The organism is Neobacillus sp. C211, from assembly GCF_051842875.1.
Taxonomy (GTDB): domain Bacteria; phylum Bacillota; class Bacilli; order Bacillales; family Cytobacillaceae; genus Neobacillus.
This window is the reverse complement of record NZ_JBPXRO010000054.1, coordinates 1-17835: the sequence shown is the minus strand read 5'-3', so window position 1 is coordinate 17835 and position 17835 is coordinate 1. Positions and strand designations below refer to the sequence as shown.

14 protein-coding genes, 1 pseudogene and 1 riboswitch are annotated in these 17835 nt (G+C 39.2%); of the genes and pseudogenes, 1 reads left to right on the top strand and 14 read right to left on the bottom strand.

What is annotated here, in order from left to right; all coding sequences use genetic code 11:
- Window positions 1–211: 211 nt before the first annotated feature.
- The 14 genes from ACSU6B_RS27955 to ACSU6B_RS27890 form a co-directional block, all read right to left on the bottom strand.
- Complete coding sequence (locus ACSU6B_RS27955) at window positions 212–1450, bottom strand: homoserine dehydrogenase (protein WP_410889664.1); 1239 nt, start codon at window positions 1448–1450, stop codon at window positions 212–214.
- Between the two features lie 103 nt (window positions 1451–1553).
- Window positions 1554–1665: riboswitch (SAM riboswitch) on the bottom strand.
- A 96-nt stretch (window positions 1666–1761) separates the two neighbouring features.
- Window positions 1762–2436 carry a GNAT family N-acetyltransferase gene (locus tag ACSU6B_RS27950; RefSeq protein WP_410889662.1) on the bottom strand — a complete coding sequence of 225 codons (675 nt, stop codon included), beginning with the start codon at window positions 2434–2436 and terminating at the stop codon, window positions 1762–1764.
- A 19-nt stretch (window positions 2437–2455) separates the two neighbouring features.
- Complete coding sequence (locus tag ACSU6B_RS27945) at window positions 2456–3118, bottom strand: GNAT family N-acetyltransferase (RefSeq protein WP_410889661.1); 663 nt, start codon at window positions 3116–3118, stop codon at window positions 2456–2458.
- Between the two features lie 20 nt (window positions 3119–3138).
- Window positions 3139–3999 (bottom strand): carbon-nitrogen hydrolase family protein, encoded by an 861-nt coding sequence (locus tag ACSU6B_RS27940; RefSeq protein ID WP_168245978.1) that lies wholly within the window; start codon window positions 3997–3999, stop codon window positions 3139–3141.
- Between the two features lie 121 nt (window positions 4000–4120).
- A complete protein-coding gene (argH, locus tag ACSU6B_RS27935) occupies window positions 4121–5497 on the bottom strand; it encodes an argininosuccinate lyase (protein ID WP_410889659.1) in 1377 nt (458 codons plus the stop codon).
- A 61-nt stretch (window positions 5498–5558) separates the two neighbouring features.
- Complete coding sequence (locus tag ACSU6B_RS27930; RefSeq protein ID WP_410889657.1) at window positions 5559–6770, bottom strand: argininosuccinate synthase; 1212 nt, start codon at window positions 6768–6770, stop codon at window positions 5559–5561.
- A gap of 84 nt (window positions 6771–6854) precedes the next feature.
- Window positions 6855–7832, bottom strand: coding sequence for an ornithine carbamoyltransferase (gene argF, locus ACSU6B_RS27925; RefSeq protein WP_410889656.1), 978 nt, complete (start codon window positions 7830–7832; stop codon window positions 6855–6857).
- Complete coding sequence (gene carB, locus ACSU6B_RS27920; RefSeq protein ID WP_410889654.1) at window positions 7825–11052, bottom strand: carbamoyl-phosphate synthase (glutamine-hydrolyzing) large subunit; 3228 nt, start codon at window positions 11050–11052, stop codon at window positions 7825–7827. Before carB ends, argF begins: the two co-directional genes overlap by 8 nt.
- A complete protein-coding gene (locus ACSU6B_RS27915; RefSeq protein WP_410889666.1) occupies window positions 11039–12115 on the bottom strand; it encodes a carbamoyl phosphate synthase small subunit in 1077 nt (358 codons plus the stop codon). The genes carB and ACSU6B_RS27915 overlap by 14 nt, the downstream gene beginning before the upstream one ends.
- 5 nt (window positions 12116–12120) lie before the next feature.
- On the bottom strand, window positions 12121–13320 hold the full coding sequence (locus ACSU6B_RS27910; protein WP_410889652.1) for an acetylornithine transaminase: 1200 nt from the start codon (window positions 13318–13320) through the stop codon (window positions 12121–12123).
- On the bottom strand, window positions 13320–14117 hold the full coding sequence (gene argB, locus ACSU6B_RS27905) for an acetylglutamate kinase (RefSeq protein WP_410889650.1): 798 nt from the start codon (window positions 14115–14117) through the stop codon (window positions 13320–13322). Before argB ends, ACSU6B_RS27910 begins: the two co-directional genes overlap by 1 nt.
- 14 nt (window positions 14118–14131) lie before the next feature.
- Entirely contained in the window at window positions 14132–15400 is a 1269-nt protein-coding gene (argJ, locus tag ACSU6B_RS27900) for a bifunctional ornithine acetyltransferase/N-acetylglutamate synthase (protein ID WP_410889648.1), read from the bottom strand.
- An 18-nt stretch (window positions 15401–15418) separates the two neighbouring features.
- Window positions 15419–16456 (bottom strand): N-acetyl-gamma-glutamyl-phosphate reductase, encoded by a 1038-nt coding sequence (argC, locus tag ACSU6B_RS27895; protein ID WP_410889647.1) that lies wholly within the window; start codon window positions 16454–16456, stop codon window positions 15419–15421.
- Window positions 16457–16723: 267 nt separating this feature from the next.
- A complete protein-coding gene (locus ACSU6B_RS27890; protein ID WP_410889645.1) occupies window positions 16724–17149 on the bottom strand; it encodes a DUF4395 domain-containing protein in 426 nt (141 codons plus the stop codon).
- A gap of 457 nt (window positions 17150–17606) precedes the next feature.
- Between ACSU6B_RS27890 and ACSU6B_RS27885 the strand changes: the two are divergent.
- Window positions 17607–17835 (top strand): annotated as a pseudogene (locus ACSU6B_RS27885) (IS5/IS1182 family transposase); the annotation flags it as partial.

Genomic DNA, 17835 nt, shown 5'->3' with positions numbered 1-17835 from the left:
GTTGATTACCTCCCTGTTGATTTCCGCGGAAGGCACGCAGGCTCCCCGGACCGCCCGTGGAAAGCGAAGTGCCTAGAGCGGAAATCAACAGGCCCATTAGCAGGTACAATGAATAATTAAATGCTGAGAATAAAAAATTGCCGATAAAAATACCCTTTCTCGACAATCTGAGAGCACCAAAGTGCTCTTCTATCACGGGAATAATGGCTTTTTAGAGGACAGCTAAAGTTACTTCTTTATTCTTAATTTCTGTATCATACTCCCCAATAATTTGAAAGTAGCACGTTGCCTTTTTCAGATTAATTAACTTTTCAATTTCTTCCTTGGTTGCCTTGATAATTGCTATCTTATCAGAAGCTTGGGCCACCCATGTAATCAAAGGGTTATTATAATTCTTTGAGAGGCCTTGAATTAACCATAATTCTTTTTCGTTCCCTTTTTTCTCTCCATCACATGCTGCTGTTATTTTTGTGATACTCTTATTTGACGACCGATTTTGACAGACATAGACCAAATCTTCAATAACAGCACTTGCAGTAGGATACATCCCAGCTCCTGGTCCTTGCAAAGTAATACTACCAACAATATCAGAGTGAATATTTACCGCATTTTCTACGCCTTCAATAGAATAAAAAGGATGAGATTTCCCAACAAGGACTGGTTTAACCTCTGCGTTAATTTGACTACCTGTCTTACTAATACTAGCAATATGCTTAAACCTTAACCCAAGCTTTTCAGTTGCTTCGATTAATTCACTTGTGATTGAAGTAATCCCTTCACGTTCAACATCCTGCCAATTTGGTTCTTTCCCAAAAGCAATTCTGCTGAGAATCATTGTTTTATAAAAAGCATCAAAGCCCTCCACATCGTTGGTTGGATCCACTTCAGCATACCCCTTCTCTTGCGCTAAAATAAGAGCATCAGCAAATGACTGCTTCTTCTCGCGCATTTCCGTTAGGATAAAATTCGATGTCCCATTAAGAATTCCTTGGATGTGACGAACTCGGTTAACATTTAATAACTGCCTTAAGGTTTGAATTACCGGAATTCCACCCGCAACTGTTGCTTCGTAACCCACCGAAACATTATAATTCTCGGCTAACTCGAGCAACTCATTCCCGTGGTGTGCAAACATTTCTTTATTCGCTGTGATTATGTGGCAACCACTTTGTATAGCTTGTTTTAAAAAAGTAAAGGGGGGTTCTTTGTCCACGATTGCTTCGACAACAACATCAAGCTGAGGAAGACTTAAAATTTCATTGAAATCTGAAGTGATTAGTACATCTTTATTAATATTTCTCTTTTTCTGCTTATTTTTAATTAGTATGGCTGCAACTTCCACTTTTCTCCCTAACACTCTCTCAAGCTCTTCCGCATGAGATTGAATTGTTCTATAAACGCCTTCCCCAACTGTACCAAAGCCTAGAATTGCCACTTTAATGACAGACATGCTCTCCACCCCTTAAATAATATTAGACATGACTAATAGGTTGTTTTTTTATCTCATATAAATAAGAAAAAACCCTCTTCATAAGAAGAGGGTAGATTTCCTCCTCTTATCTGTCAGGTTAAAAATAACCTGCAGGAATTAGCACCTTTTCAAGAATTACCTTGATGGTTGCCGGGCTTCATCGGGCCTAGTCCCTCCGCCGCTCTGGATAAGAGTTTTATTTAGTTAGTTTTTCATTAAATTTCAAAGTTATAAAGAGAATTCTAGTTGATTCCAAGGTAGTTGTCAATATTATTTGAAATTTCTTTTTATTAAAGTGGTAATAGGGGGACAAATTCCTTTTTCCCCAGTCGATCTATCATTTCGAGCCATTCCTTCGGCTTATTTGAAAGAATTGAATAGTATGTCGTCAGAAAATCCTTTACCAGGTCTGCTGGTAGTGAATTAAGTCCTTCATCTTGAATTGGCATGAAACATAAATCTAGACCTGCTACAGCTTCCCCATTGTTTTTCCAGGAAGGATGAACATATGAAAAATCAATGCGTTTATAACCCATATGGGATAGAACTTCACGTCGGACATATGGATCCATAACCTTTACTCCACCAAATTCGTGATGTTCAACCCGGTACGGATCGTATATTTCTGCAAACATCCCGAATAGCTCGTTACCATTTTCTTTAGCTAATTGTTGTAAATCCGTTAAACGGTTTTGCGCTAAAAAACGGCCAAGGCTTAAGCCTGGTTTACTGATGATTGTAAAATCTGTCATAGCAATATTCCAATCCGGATAATAACGATATTCAGTTGCTCCTGTGACTTCGTCTCCATCGACAGCCACAAACACGCGAATACTCGGATCTTCTAATGGCTCTTTCCATAGCTCATATTCTAATACTTCTTCTGCAGGAAATATTTCTCCCATTAAGTTATGAAGCTTTTTAAAATTAGGGTCTTCTATACTGGTTATTCTAATATATTCCATTATGATTCATTCCTCTCACTCATCTAAAAGGGTTTTTCCATTCCATTAATGCAGCATAATTGCAGGATTCTTCATCCTCTAGATAATTTTCAATAATCCCTATTGGCACACGACCACAATGCAGCAAGAAAGTGATAACAGGATCTTGAACTTCCCCTTTAATAGTTGCATCTAAATATTGTCCTGGTGTCATGATATCAGCTTTTTTATGATATCCTGGCATTCTGCCCCCGCCAAGTAATCGATATAACTCTTTTTCTATCACAACATGGTACATAGACTGCATCATCAATTTACCAAGCCCTAGTTTGCGGTACTTCGGACGAACACTAATATCAACAATATACAAGGTATTCCCATTTGGATTATTGTTCCGAATATATCCATGGTCAGTGATTTCTTCCCACGAATGGTTTTTATCGCTAGGATCAAAGTCGATAGTTAAGCCGGTAATTGACCCAGCTAATTCACCAGCTACTTCAACACACAATGCACCTTCTGGAAACATGTTCACATGGTTTGTTAATTGCTCTTTATTCCACCATAATTCTGAAGGAAAAGGAGGTGGGAAGCACTCGGATTGAATCTTGATAAGATCGTCAAAATCCACTTTTGAATAATTGCGAATGATAACTGGCACATGCCGCTCTTGGTCATAGACGTAAAATTCACTTCGATACATTCTATACCCACCCCTTCAGTTTATTTTTCCCAATCTGTGTAAAGATCCGTTCTTCGATCACGCCAGGTTGTAACGGAACCACGTTCTCTTACTTCATATAACAAGTTTAAATCTAGGTCAGCCGTCACAATCATGTCATTATTGATTTCCCCTTCCACCAAGATTCCTTTTGGTGGAAATGGTATATCGTTAGGAGTAATGATTGCCGCCTGGCCAAAATTAGCGCGCATAAAATCAACAGTCGGCAGTGAACCGACAGTTCCCGTTAGGACCACATATACTTGGTTTTCAACTGCACGAGCATGGCTGGTATAACGAACACGATGAAAACCATGACGGTCATCTGTGCATGATGGACAGAAAATCACATCGGCACCTTTGGCCTTTGCCATACGTACAATTTCTGGAAATTCAATATCATAACAAGTAAGGAGGGCGATTTTCCCTTTTTCTGTTTCAAATATCTGAAATGAATCCCCAGGTGCCATATTCCATTCATTTACTTCAGTCGGTGTAATATGGAGTTTGGCCTGCTCACCAATTCTTCCATCTGGGTAAAATAAATGTGCTGTATTATACAACTTGCCATCCCTTTCAATCACATGTGTTCCCGCAATAATATGTATGTTCTTTTTTTGTGCAAAATTAGAAAACAGTTCTAGATATTGTTGGGTATAACTTGGCAGGTCATTAATTGTCAGGCTCTTGCCTTGACCATTACCTATTGAAAGTAGTTGAGTTGTAAAGAACTCTGGAAATAAGACAAACTCTGCCCCAAATTCCTCAGCAGTTTTTATGTAGTGCTCACATTGTGAAGTAAATTCCTCGAAGGATTGAATGGTATGTAGTTGGTACTGAACGGCAGACACACGAATTTTCATCATTTTTTCCTCCTGTCATTAGTTAAAATTCCCATGGGGAAATTATCTAATATTTTAGTATTTAATACAAATTTTAAAAACTAAAAGCCCACCAAATGGCAGGCTTTGAAAAAAATTATATTTATTGCTCTAGTTTTCCCTCTGCAAGCTTGATTTGCTTTTCCACTTGCTCTGGAGCCGTTCCCCCAAAGCTATTTCGCACACCAACAACATGCTCAGGAGCCAATACAACATAAATATCTTCCTCAAATAATGGACTAAAGCCTTGATATTCCTCGAAGCTCAAATCTAGCAAAAATTTGTTAGACTGAATCGCATATAAAACAATTTTTCCGATAACTTCATGCGCATCACGGAAGGGCAGACCTTTTCTTACCAAGTAATCAGCAATATCTGTGGCATTAGAAAAGTCATTGTTAATGGCCTTACGCATCACGTCTTTATTTACTGTCATCGTTTCAATCATCGGTGCTAATAACATTAAGGAACCTTCAAGCGTTTCAACCGTATCAAACATGCCTTCTTTATCTTCCTGTAAATCCTTGTTATAAGCGAGTGGCAGACCTTTAAGAACGGTGAGCAGTCCGATTAAATTACCATATGTCCGTCCGGTTTTTCCACGTAGCAGCTCCGGTACGTCTGGATTTTTCTTTTGCGGCATAATACTTGAACCTGTGCAAAACGAATCATCCAACTCGACGAACTGAAACTCCTGGCTCGACCAGATGACAAGCTCTTCGGATAATCTGGAAATATGGGTCATGATTATTGAACCAATCGATAAAAACTCAAGGATAAAGTCGCGATCACTGACAGCATCCATACTATTAGGATAGACCGTTTCAAAACCTAACAGTTCCGCGACACGTTCACGGTTGATCGGAAACGTCGTTCCTGCCAATGCTCCTGAACCAAGAGGCAGCCAATTGATACGCTTCAAACTATCAATCAATCTCTCTTTATCACGTTCAAACATCCAAAAATAAGCCATTAAATGATGGGCAAAGGATACAGGCTGGGCACGCTGCAGGTGAGTATATCCAGGAATTAACGTTTGGACATTCTCTTTCGCCTGCTCAATTAATGCCTGCTGGACATCTTCTATTAATTTAATCAGCTCAGTTGTTTTCGTTCTTAAGTATAGGTGCATGTCGGTGGCCACCTGATCATTACGGCTTCTCCCTGTATGGAGCTTTCCTCCCACCGGACCAATTTTTTCTATTAATAACTTTTCAATATTCATATGGATATCTTCATCTTCAACTAAAAACTCTACCGCGTTATCGTCGACCAGTTTCTTGATGGAGAGTAGTCCGTCCTTAATCTTTATAGCATCCTCCATTGGAATAATACCGCACTCACCCAGCATTTGCACATGGGCAAGACTTCCTGCGATATCCTCCTTAGCTAGCTTTTGATCAAAAGTAATTGAGGCTGTAAATTCCTCAACTAGCTTATTCGTTTCTTTCGTAAAACGGCCGCCCCATAACTTAGACATTGATTGCTCCCCCTTAACCTAACAAGACAGCCCTCGAAAAAGGATTCGAGGGCAATCCGAATTATTTTAAAATTGATTCCTTTTTATTCACTTCTGAATAGACCTTTGTTGGCAGACCCCAAATCTTAATAAATCCTACTGCGGCATTATGATCAAATGCATCGCCTTTAGAATATGTTGCTAGTTCCTCATTGTATAAGCTGTAAGGTGACTTTCTGCCAACAACCGTATGATTACCTTTATGAAGCTTGACACGAATTGTTCCAGAAACGTTCTTTTGAGTTTCATTAATAAATGCATCAAGTGCTGGTTTTATAGGAGAATACCAAAGTCCTTCGTAAATAATCTTAGCCATTTGCTGTTCAACCTGTGTCTTAAATTGTGTAACTTCACGAGTTAGAGTTAAAAACTCTAATTCTCTATGGGCATTGATTAAAATTAGCGCTGCAGGATTTTCGTACACTTCACGGGATTTAATTCCTACTAATCTATTTTCAATATGATCAATACGGCCAACACCATGCTTACCGCCAAGTGCATTTAAGGTTTCAATTAATTGAACAAGCGGGAGCTTCTCACCATTAAGGGCAACAGGTACTCCCTGTTCAAATTCGATTTCAACATACTCTGCTGCATCTGGTGTTAGTTCAATTGGATTCGTCCAATCAAAGGCTGCTTCTGGCGCCTCAGCCCATGGATCTTCCAGAACACCAGCTTCACAAGCACGGCCCCAGATATTGGCATCAATTGAAAATGGATTATCTAAATCGACTGGGATTGGAATTCCGTTCTCCTCAGCATATTTGATTTCTTCGTCACGTGTCATTCCCCATTCACGAACAGGGGCAACAACTTTTAAACTTGGGTTCAATGCTTGGATCGAAACTTCAAAACGTACCTGGTCATTTCCTTTACCTGTGCAGCCATGAGCAACAGCAGTGGCGCCCTCTTTTTCTGCTACCTCTACTAATAGTTTTGAAATAAGCGGTCTAGATAAAGCTGAAGATAATGGATATTTTCCTTCATATAAGCAATTAGCTTTTAATGCTGGTAAAATATATTCCTTTGCTAATAATTCTTTAGCATCGATCATATAAGCTTTAATGGCTCCGACATTCAGTGCCTTATTTTTGATGGCTTCTAAGTCTTTTCCTTCACCGACATCTAGGCCTAATGCAATCACATCGTAGCCATATTTTTCTTGAATCCATTTTACTGAAACTGATGTATCTAAACCGCCTGAGTAGGCTAGAATGATTTTTTCTTTTGTCATTGTTTTTATTCTCCTCTTACCGTCTGTGTATTTTTATTCACCCGATAGAATTATTATACAACAAGTCTCATAGAAAAGAAACCATTATGCTAGTAAAAGTTTTAAAATTGCTTTCTGGGCATGAAGACGGTTCTCCGCTTCATCAAAAACCACTGAATGAGGACCATCGATGAGCTCTGCTGTAACTTCTTCGCCTCGATGGGCAGGCAAGCAATGCAAAAAGATATAGTCCTCCTTTGCATTCTTACAAAGTTCATTATTTACTTGAAATCCATGGAATGCCTCGAGTCTTTTTGAAGTTTCTTCTTCCTGCCCCATACTGGTCCAGACATCTGTTACGATGACATCTGCATCTTTAACAGCTTCTAGCGGATCATTTGTAATCACGAGCTTACATCCAGTTTGGTTTCCAACTTTAATTGCCTTCTCTGTTATTTCTCCATCAGGCAAATATCCTGGTGGACTGGCAATACTAATATCCATTCCAACCTTCATCGCGCCTTCCATTAAAGAATGAGCCATATTGTTATTGCCGTCCCCAATATAGCACATCTTTAAGCCGGACAGTTTCCCTTTATGCTCAAGAATCGTTAAAAGGTCTGCTAACACTTGGGTAGGGTGCTGCAGGTCAGTTAAACCATTAATAACTGGTACTGTTGCATGCTCAGCTAATTCTTCGACTGAATCGTGTGAAAACGTTCGAATCATTAATCCGTCCACATAGCGAGACAACACTTTTGCGGTATCAGAAATACTTTCTCCTCTTCCAAGCTGGATATCCTTTGAACTTAAGAATATTGCATGACCGCCTAACTGCAACATCCCTACCTCAAATGATACCCTTGTACGGGTGGATGATTTTTCAAAAATCATCCCTAAAACCTTCCCGCTTAAATACGGATGCGGTTTTCCTTGTTTTTGAAGCTTTTTCATCTCTATCGCCTCGTTTAGAAGATAGAGGATTTCATCTGTACTAAAATCGGAAAGCTGTAAAAATCCCTTTCCTTTAAGTTTCGGCTTATTTATATTACTAATTTCATTTAATTTAATGGCCTCACCCATGAACGGCACCTCTCTCTTCCAACTTGTAATATTCATTCATAGATCGAACCTCAGAATCGGATTGAGATCCTTTTTCCAGGCCGATTATCGCTTCAATTGTATCTAAGTGTGTAAATACTGGTACCTTGTAGCGTACAGCATGCTCGCGAATCTGGAAACCAAATTTAATTTTATTTCGTCCTTGATTCGGTATATTTATGACAGCCTTCATGGACTGTTTTCGGAAAAGTTCAATGACTTCTGCATCGTCCTTAATCACTTTTTCAACATCAATTCCATGGATTTGGAAATATGAAGCAGTCCCCTCGGTAGCAACAATCTTGTATTGTTTTATTACAAGTTCTTGAATGATAGGAAGAGATGCTTGCTTATCTCGATCAGAAATGGAACAAAAAATATAATTTTCACCTTGTAGCCCGCCAAGAGTAGGAATAGACTTTTCAAGTGCCTTTTGATAGGTTACTCCCATGCCAAGCGCTTCACCTGTAGATTTCATTTCTGGTCCTAGCACATGGTCAACACCTTTTAGCTTACTCGATGAAAATACAGGTGTTTTTACTGAAAAATAGGATGGCTCATCCATTAGTCCCTTTGTTGAACATAGATCTGAGAGGGTCTCTCCTAATTGAACGCGTGTCGCCCATTCAATCATCGGAATTCCTGTGACCTTACTCATGATTGGCACTGTTCTAGAAGAACGCGGATTGACTTCAAGCACATTAACCTGGCCTTCATAGATAACAAATTGAATGTTCATGATTCCAATAACTGGTGCAGAATTTGCAATTTTTTCTGCATAATCTATTAACGTTTCTTTAATTTTCTCTGACAGTGAAATTGGCGGGAACACCGAGATGCTATCCCCTGAATGGACCCCAGCTTTTTCTATATGTTCAAAGATACCTGGGACGACGATATTTTCCCCATCACATATGACATCAATCTCGCACTCTAATCCAGGTAAGTATTTATCTACTAATAATGGCCACATCGTTGCTTGCGAATTTTTCTCCAGTTTCAGTATATACTGGCTTAATTCCGCTTCTGAAAAAATAGTAAACATTGATTGGCCGCCAATGACATAGGATGGGCGCACAAGGACAGGATAACCAAGTTTAGTGGCTGCTTCTATTAATTCGTCAGAATGCGAAACGGTTTGACCCTCTATATGCGGAATGTTTAAGTCTTCAAGCAACTGGTAAAATTCTTTACGATCTTCTAAGCGATCAACATTTTTTACCGTAGTACCTAAAATTTTGATCCCTTCTTCTTCCAAATCATGGGCTAGATTTATGGCTGTTTGGCCGCCGAACTGAATCAATACACCTTCCACCTGTTCTTTTTCGATGACATGAAGTACATCCTCTGCTGCGAGTGGTTCAAAATAAAGGCGGTCTGCAATCGAATAATCGGTACTAACAGTCTCAGGGTTGTTATTGATAACAACCGCTTCAAAGCCCTTTTTCTTGATCGCATTTGCCGCGTGCACTGAACAGTAATCAAATTCAATCCCTTGGCCGATTCGAATTGGGCCAGAGCCAATGACAAGAATCTTTTTCTTGCTCGTCACTTCAACTTCATCAAACCCGTGCCAGGTTGAATAATAGTAAGGTGTAACAGCATCAAATTCAGCTGAACAGGTATCAACCATTTTATAACCAGGTTTCCAATTGAGTTCTTTCCACTTGCTTCTTACCCGCTTTTCAGGAATAGCATATATTTGAGATAAGAGCTTGTCGGAAATATTATTCCGCTTTGCTACCTTAAGCAAAGAAACTGGAACATCGCTCCAATTATAGGAAGCTAATTCTGTTTCTAACATAACGATTGAGCTAATTTTGTGTAAAAACCATGGATCAATCTCGGTCAACTCTCGAACATTTTCAAGTGAGATCCCTCTTCTAAACGATTCTGCAATGATGAATAATCGTTGATCATTTGCCTGTTTAAGAAGTTCAAGCAAGTTCTTTTCATCAATTAATTTATTTCCCTCGAGGCAAAGTCCATAAACATTCATTTCCATCGAGCGAATGGCTTTGTTTAAGGCCCCTTCAAATGTCCGATCAATCGCCATGACTTCCCCAGTTGCCTTCATTTGCGTTCCTAAGGTCCGGTCCGCTTCAGGGAATTTGTCAAAAGGAAAGCGAGGTAGTTTTACCACAATATAATCAATCGCCGGCTCAAATGATGCAAAGGTATTACCTGTTATCGGATTCACAATCTCATCCAAATGATACCCAATCGCACACTTCGCTGCCATCCTGGCAATGGGATAACCAGTTGCTTTAGATGCAAGCGCAGAAGAACGGCTCACCCTTGGATTTACTTCGATAATGTAATACTGATTCGATGCCGGATGAAGAGCAAACTGGATGTTACAACCACCGATAATCTTTAATTCTTTAATAACTTTTATAGAAGAATCACGAAGCATTTGATATTGGACATCTGTTAATGTTTGCGACGGAGCAACGACAATGGAATCCCCGGTATGAACACCAACTGGATCCATATTTTCCATATTGCAAACGATGATGCAGGTGTCATTGTCGTCTCTCATGACTTCATACTCAATTTCTTTCCAGCCTTTGATACTTCTTTCTACCAACACCTGCTGAATCGGACTTGCTGCTAAGCCTTTTTTTAGAACAGTTTCCAGTTCTTCATCATTATAAGCAAAGCCGCCTCCATCCCCTCCAAGTGTATACGCAGGGCGAATGATGACTGGAAATCCAATTTCCTTTACAAAGGACACGCCTTCCTCAAAGCTGTGAATTATCGCGGATTCTGGAATTGGTTCACCAATTTCAAGCATCAAGTTACGGAACTTTTCTCTGTCCTCACCATTTTTGATAGACTCAACAGATGTTCCTAATAATTCAACATTGTATTTTTCTAAAATATTTTGTTCGTAAAGCTGCACAGTTAAATTCAGACCCGTTTGGCCGCCTAGTGTACCAATAATTCCATCTGGTTTTTCTTTCTTGATGATTTTTTCAATGGTTTCAACGTTAAGCGGTTCAATATATACCTTATCGGCAACGGCTTCATCTGTCATGATGGTGGCCGGGTTATTATTAATTAAAACAACTTCAATTCCTTCTTCTTTCAAGGCTATACATGCCTGTGTACCTGCATAATCAAATTCTGCAGCCTGCCCAATAACAATTGGACCTGATCCAATCACTAGTACCTTTTTTAAACTTTTATTTAATGGCATAAACAGTCTCTCCCATAGAAGCTATCTGAGTTACGAAATTTTTTAAAATATATTCTGTATCACTTGGTCCTGGATGGGCTTCAGGATGAAATTGCACGGTTTGTATCTGATGGTTCTTATGCATTAGCCCCTCAATCGAACGGTCATTTACGTTTCGGTAGGTGACATCGAATTCCTTGTTGTCAATACTTTCGTCAACTACAACATAGCCATGATTTTGTGCTGTGATTTTCACTTTTCCAGTCGTAAGTTCCTTAACTGGATGATTACCACCGCGATGCCCATAGGCTAGTTTTTTCGTTTTAGCCCCATATGCAAGGGCGATTAATTGATGCCCAAGACAAATACCCAGTGTAGGATAGTTCTGACTTATTTTTTTTATTTCTGGAAACCATTTTTTTAATTCCATTGGGTCCCCAGGTCCATTACTGAACAGGACACCATCTGGATTCAAGGCCTTTATTTTTTCATAAGGAGTATTGTATGGGACGATTGTTACCGCACAGTTTTCATCTAGCAGGGCGTTGAGAATCGACTTTTTAAATCCATAATCCATGAGCACCACATGCGGCCCTTGGTTTTTGAAATATTGTATTTTTTTAGTTGATACTTTCTCCACCCAAAATGAAGATTTTTCTGGTGCTGATATTTCGCCATTCTTGGACTGGCTTAAATACCCTTTTACCGTCCCACGGCTGCGAATGGTTTTTACTAAAAGACGCGTATCAATTCCTGCAATCCCAGGAACTCCTGCCTGCTTTAGTTTTTCAGAGAATTTATTTACGGATTGATAATGGCTCGGTGTTTCACATAAATCACCGATAACCACCCCTGATAATGCTGGTGTGATGCTCTCATCATCGATTGCGTTAACCCCATAATTACCGATAATGGGATAACAGAAGGTAATGATTTGTCCTGCGTATGATGGATCGGTGATAATCTCTTGATACCCAGTCATGCTTGTATTAAAAACCACTTCTCCTAGAGACTCTTTTTCGGCACCAATTAGTACCCCCTCAAATACTTCTCCCGTTTCCAAAGTAAGGTATCCATTCTGCAACATACTCACTCGCCTTTCTCAATACCTTGGAAAGTTATTTCCAATGCTTTAATAAATTCATTTATTTCTTCCTTTGTTACTGTTAACGGAGGTAAAATTCTCACTACATTTGGTCCGGCTGTTAAGATAAGAAGATAGTTTTCGATTGCCTTTTGAACAATTTCTAAAGCATTCGTGTCGACGACCATTCCCTTTAATAAGCCGAGTCCGCGGATATCTTTTATAAAAGAGTACTTTTCCTTCAGTTCTTGTAACTTTTTATCTAAGTACCCTGAAATTTCGTTGGCGTTATTTAATAAATTACTTTCAGTAATATGTGTAACAGTCGCGAGTCCTGCTGCTGTTGCTAATGGATTTCCTCCAAAAGTACTGCCGTGGCTTCCTAGGTCAAATCCTTTAGCGGCTTCTTCTTTTGCGATAATTGCTCCAATTGGAAAACCTGAACCAAGTCCCTTTGCAATGCTAATGACATCGGGCTCTATGCCGTATTGTTCATATGCAAACAGTGTGCCTGTTCTACCGATCCCTGTTTGGATTTCGTCCACCATCAGGAGGATTTCTCTTTCTTGGCAAATCTTTGCAAGTTTACTAACCCATTCTTGGTTCGCTGGGATGACTCCACCTTCGCCTTGAACAAGCTCAAGGAGAACGGCTGCAGGCTCGAGTGTATAGAGCAGTTCAAGTGCTTCTTCATCATTAAAAGGAAGATAATTAAAACCGGTTACTAACGGAAAAAATCCTTGCTGAATTTTTTCTTGTCCTGTTGCCGATAAGGTGGCTAGTGTTCTACCATGAAAGGACTGCTGAAATGTTACTATTTCAGGTGATTCCTTCCCCTTCACTTTGTTGGCATACCTTCTAGCTAACTTGATCGCTGCCTCATTTGCTTCCGCCCCACTGTTACAAAAGAAAACTTGGTCCCCGCAACTATTGGCGGTAAGAAGAGCGGCCAATTGCTGCTGATTCGGTATGTTATAGAGGTTTGAACAGTGCCAAAGATTCTGTAATTGCTCCTCAAGTGCTTCTTTTACGACATCAGGCACATGCCCTAGGTTACAGGTCGCTATACCGGAAGTGAAATCTAAATACTGAGTACCCTTTTCATCCCAAACATAGCTTCCCTTCCCTTTAACGACAGTAACAGGGAATCGACTGTATGTTGCCATCACTGGCGAGGCTAGGGAGATTGAATTATTGATTGACATTACGCGATCCCCTCTTCTAAAACAATTTTTGTGCCAGTCATTTTACCATTTGTATAATCTATTAAGCTACTTTTTTCAGAGCCATTGATGATACCCACTTCGGGTATTTTGTGGGCAAGACCATCAATTGCGGCTTTTACTTTGGGAATCATTCCCCCATAAATAGTCTTATTATTTATCAGTTCCTCGATTGTTGCCTTTGAAACTTTATCAAGTTTTGTCTTAGCACCATTTTTCTCAACTAGGATTCCAGGGATATCACTGATAAAACATAGGTTTGCTCCTAAAGCTTTGGCTATAGCTGAGGCAGCGATATCACCATTAATGTTATATCGTTGTCCACCTGCATCGATGCCGACTGGAGAAATTACAGGAACATTTCCTTGGGCAATGATTCCCTCGATTACTTCGTGGTTAACACCAATTACTTCCCCAACAAATCCTAATTTATCTGCATTTTTAGTTGGTTCAGCTTGTAAAAGGCAACCATCCACGCCACTTACGCCAATGGCCTTTCCCCCAACTTCGATAATGTTCCGAACAACTTGTTTGTTAACTGAACCGCTTAATACCATTTCCACTATATCTAACACTTCGTGATTGGTTACTCTAAGACCATTCACGAAGGTGGTTTCGACGTTTAGATTTTTTAATAACGATGTGATTAGTGGACCGCCGCCATGAACGATGATCGGTATCCATTCACCAGATTCATGAAGTGAAACAATATCTTCATAAAAGGATCTTGGGAGATTATCTAACACACTTCCGCCGCACTTAATGACTATATATTTCATTTTCAGGTCCTCCCTTACGTGCGGTAAGATGCGTTGATTTTCACATAATCATAAGTTAAATCGCATCCCCAGGCTGTAGCGTTATATTTACCTTGATTTAATTCAACACTTAATTTAACATTTTCCGACTCTAAGTATTCCTTCACTTCTTCCTCAACAAAGTTGCTCGGAAGTCCATTTTCGAATACTGTAAATGGTCCAATTGCCACCTTAATTGCGTTAGGTTCAACTGGTACACCACTGTAGCCAATTGCAGTAACAATTCTTCCCCAGTTTGGATCCGTTCCATAAATTGCAGTTTTAACTAGGTTGGATGAAATAATCGCTTTACCGACTGCACTTGCGGCGTTTTGACTGTAGGCACCATTTACTTGAACTTCTACTAGTTTTGTAGCACCTTCACCATCTCTTGCAATTTTTTTAGCAAGTGACTCACAAACGATTTTTAACCCTTGTTTAAAAATATTCCATTCAGGGTGATCTTTAGTTAGTGGTTCATTATCAGCCAAGCCATTTGCCATAACTAAAACCATATCGTTCGTACTTGTATCACCATCAACCGTAATCATATTGAAAGTTTGATTAGTTATATTTCTCAATGCTCCAAGCAGGTCTTCTTGGGCAATGTTTGCATCTGTTGTTACAAATCCAAGCATGGTAGCCATGTTAGGGTGAATCATTCCAGAACCCTTTGAGGTACCGCCAATGGAAACTGTTTTTCCATCGATTTTCATTTGCACTGCTATATGTTTGATACAAGTGTCAGTTGTTAGGATAGCATTCATAAAATTATTTTCATTTTCATTATCTTTATTTAGGATTTGTTTTATCCCTGCATTTACTTTATCCATCGGCAGTAGTTCCCCGATCACTCCCGTTGAAGTAACCGCTACGAGATGGTCTTGTATTCCCAGCTGGCTTGCAAAGCCCTTTTGCATAGCGAATGCATCAAGTAAACCTTGCTCTCCTGTACAGGCATTGGCATTCCCAGAGTTTACGATAATTGCTTGAATCTTATTTTCTTTTGCGATACTTTCCTGGGTAACTAACAATGGAGCTGCTTGAAAGGTGTTGGTTGTATACACTCCCGCAGTTGTTGCAGGAACTTCTGAAACGATATATCCGAGATCAAGTCTCTTTCTTTTTATTCCACAATGCATGCCGCCTGCTTTGTATCCTTTAGGTAAGGTCACACTACCTTCTTCTATAATTACGATTTCATTTGTTGATGTAGCTTGTGTCAATTTAATTTCCCCCTTCAAATTTCCCTTCGTTCTATACATAAAAGGTAGTAGTTTTACTCATGGATACATTGGAATGTCTGTAAGTCCTGTTCGCTCATCCCAGCCATTCATCAAATTCACATTTTGGATGGCCTGCCCGGCAGCCCCTTTAACTAAATTATCGATAACTGAAATGATGGTCAGGCGGTTTGTTCTTTCGTCAACATGCAGGCCGATATCGCAATAATTTGAACCGAGTACCTCTTTTGTTGATGGTACATTGCCTTCTGGCCGCACTCTTATAAAATGAGAATCTTGATAAAATTGTTTATATAAATCTATAATTTTTTTTGATGAAATTTCTTCTGTTAGATTCACGTACATCGTGCACATGATTCCCCTTGTCATTGGAACAAGATGGGTAGTAAATGAAATGGTAATTGGATTACCGCTCTCATCTGAAAGTACTTGCTCAATTTCCGGAATATGTTGATGTGCTCCTAGTTTATAAGCTTTTAAGTTTTCATTGATTTCCGAATAATGGGCTGTTAAGGAAAGTCCTCTTCCAGCGCCAGAAACACCAGATTTTGCATCAATGATAATCGACTTTTCATCAGCCAAATTTGTTTTTAATATTGGAATAAGACCGAGTGTAGTCGCAGTCGGATAACAGCCCGGATTGGCTATTAATTTGGCCGGCTTTATTTGGTCTGGATAAATTTCGCTCAAACCATAGGTTGCTTGGTTTAAATATTTCTCCTCAGCAGGTGAATGTTTATACCAAGTTTCGAATTCTTCAGCAGACCTTAGCCGGAAATCACCGGATAAATCTATACTTTTAATCCCTCTATCAACTAGTTGTGGCAAAAGTTTGCTGCTCACACCTGATGGGGTTGCAAAAAATACAATATCATTCTTTTCAGACAATCTATCAACATCAAAGGTTTCAAGAGGTTGATCAACAATCTCAGAAAGATGTGGATAAATTCCGCTAAAGTTTGACCCTGATTGTGAGTTTGAAATAACTGAACCAATCTCCAAATAAGGGTGTTTATTGATTAACCTCACTAATTCAATTGATCCATAACCGGTACCACCAATAATTGCAGCCTTCAATTTACCCATCTCCTAAGTGTCTTTCATAATGTATTATTATACATACATATATATAATTATTCAATAAAAAACAGCTTAATTTTCTGTTTTTATTGAAAATAATTGCCTATTTTTTTGAAAACGCTTACAAAAAAAGGATGTTAGAGTATACAATTTTTATACATCTTTATGTATGCAAAAGACAGTGAACATGTTAAAGTCCACTGTCTTTTAAAGAACTTCTATATAAAGATTGAATCTATTTAGATATTAAAAAATCTTTTGTATTTATCCGATTGTTCGTCTATATTTATATTGTTTCCATTGAAAATGAATGAAACAACCAATACAAAAACCCAAAATGGCTACAAAAGCCGCGACTGCAACAAGTGCAGTGAAAATATAACCAACCGTGTTCCAACCAAGAATAAAGCTAAGGAAGCCTATTCCAAGACATGCCACTGAAATCCTCTGATTAAATTGCTGCTGTTCCCAATCTTCCGGAATGTAGGACTTTGGGTCCTTCCTTAAGAATTGTTTTCGAATCTGCATAATTGGATTATAACCAAAGATAATCCCCGTAAGCCCAGCAATCAACGGAACTAATAAATACCACTCTAGCCCTGACACCCATGTTAACATCACACTAAGAACTATAATGGATTGATTTGTTCTAACTAGAGGCCGCGGAATCGATAAAATCTTATCTGCCAACAAAATCCCCACCTTTCTTATTGGAATTGTATGCTTAAAGCCATTTTAACTTGAATGATTTAGATTGTATAGTTATTTGTTTTTTAAGATAAATTTGTTGTTTTATAAATATTTCCTTACAAAATAGAAAAAACACTCCTCTGAGTGCTCAGGCTGTCGAGAAACTTTCGACAGCCTCTTATTTTCTACAATAACTTTAACCATTCACCGCGTTAATTTATTATAATATTATTAATATATAGGCTTTGCAACATGTCTGTTGATTTGCTCTCCAGGCACTTCGCTTTCCGCGGGCGTCCCGGGGAGCCTCCTCGGCGCTGAAGCGCCTGCGGGGTCTCCCCGGCCCCGTACTCCCGCAGGAGTCTGCGTGCCTTCCGCGCAAATCAACAGAACTGTAAAATCAATAATACACTGCTCTTAACACAACCAAACAATAAAAAATTAATTGGTGAAATCTATGTTTAAACCAAGAGTATCTACCCAAAGTGAATATGAATTTGTTTCTATTGATGAATTGGTTCCTGACAGTCACCTTCTTCGTTTATCGATAAATAGATTGATCTTTCATTCCTTCTTGAAAAGGTACGTCCTTATTATAGTGATGATAACGGACGCCCTTCCGATCCCCACTATTCTATTTAAAATGATGTTTATTGGTTATATTTATGGCATCCGACCCGAGCGAC

What these genes read in the sequence shown, in the direction of transcription:
- ACSU6B_RS27955 (WP_410889664.1), bottom strand. Translation starts at nt 1,450, where the DNA reads ATGTCTGTCATTAAAGTGGCAATTCTAGGCTTTGGTACAGTTGGGGAA.
- ACSU6B_RS27950 (WP_410889662.1), bottom strand. Translation starts at nt 2,436, where the DNA reads ATGGAATATATTAGAATAACCAGTATAGAAGACCCTAATTTTAAAAAG.
- ACSU6B_RS27945 (WP_410889661.1), bottom strand. Translation starts at nt 3,118, where the DNA reads ATGTATCGAAGTGAATTTTACGTCTATGACCAAGAGCGGCATGTGCCA.
- ACSU6B_RS27940 (WP_168245978.1), bottom strand. Translation starts at nt 3,999, where the DNA reads ATGAAAATTCGTGTGTCTGCCGTTCAGTACCAACTACATACCATTCAA.
- argH (WP_410889659.1), bottom strand. Translation starts at nt 5,497, where the DNA reads ATGTCTAAGTTATGGGGCGGCCGTTTTACGAAAGAAACGAATAAGCTA.
- ACSU6B_RS27930 (WP_410889657.1), bottom strand. Translation starts at nt 6,770, where the DNA reads ATGACAAAAGAAAAAATCATTCTAGCCTACTCAGGCGGTTTAGATACA.
- argF (WP_410889656.1), bottom strand. Translation starts at nt 7,832, where the DNA reads ATGGGTGAGGCCATTAAATTAAATGAAATTAGTAATATAAATAAGCCG.
- carB (WP_410889654.1), bottom strand. Translation starts at nt 11,052, where the DNA reads ATGCCATTAAATAAAAGTTTAAAAAAGGTACTAGTGATTGGATCAGGT.
- ACSU6B_RS27910 (WP_410889652.1), bottom strand. Translation starts at nt 13,320, where the DNA reads ATGTCAATCAATAATTCAATCTCCCTAGCCTCGCCAGTGATGGCAACA.
- argB (WP_410889650.1), bottom strand. Translation starts at nt 14,117, where the DNA reads ATGAAATATATAGTCATTAAGTGCGGCGGAAGTGTGTTAGATAATCTC.
- argJ (WP_410889648.1), bottom strand. Translation starts at nt 15,400, where the DNA reads ATGTATAGAACGAAGGGAAATTTGAAGGGGGAAATTAAATTGACACAA.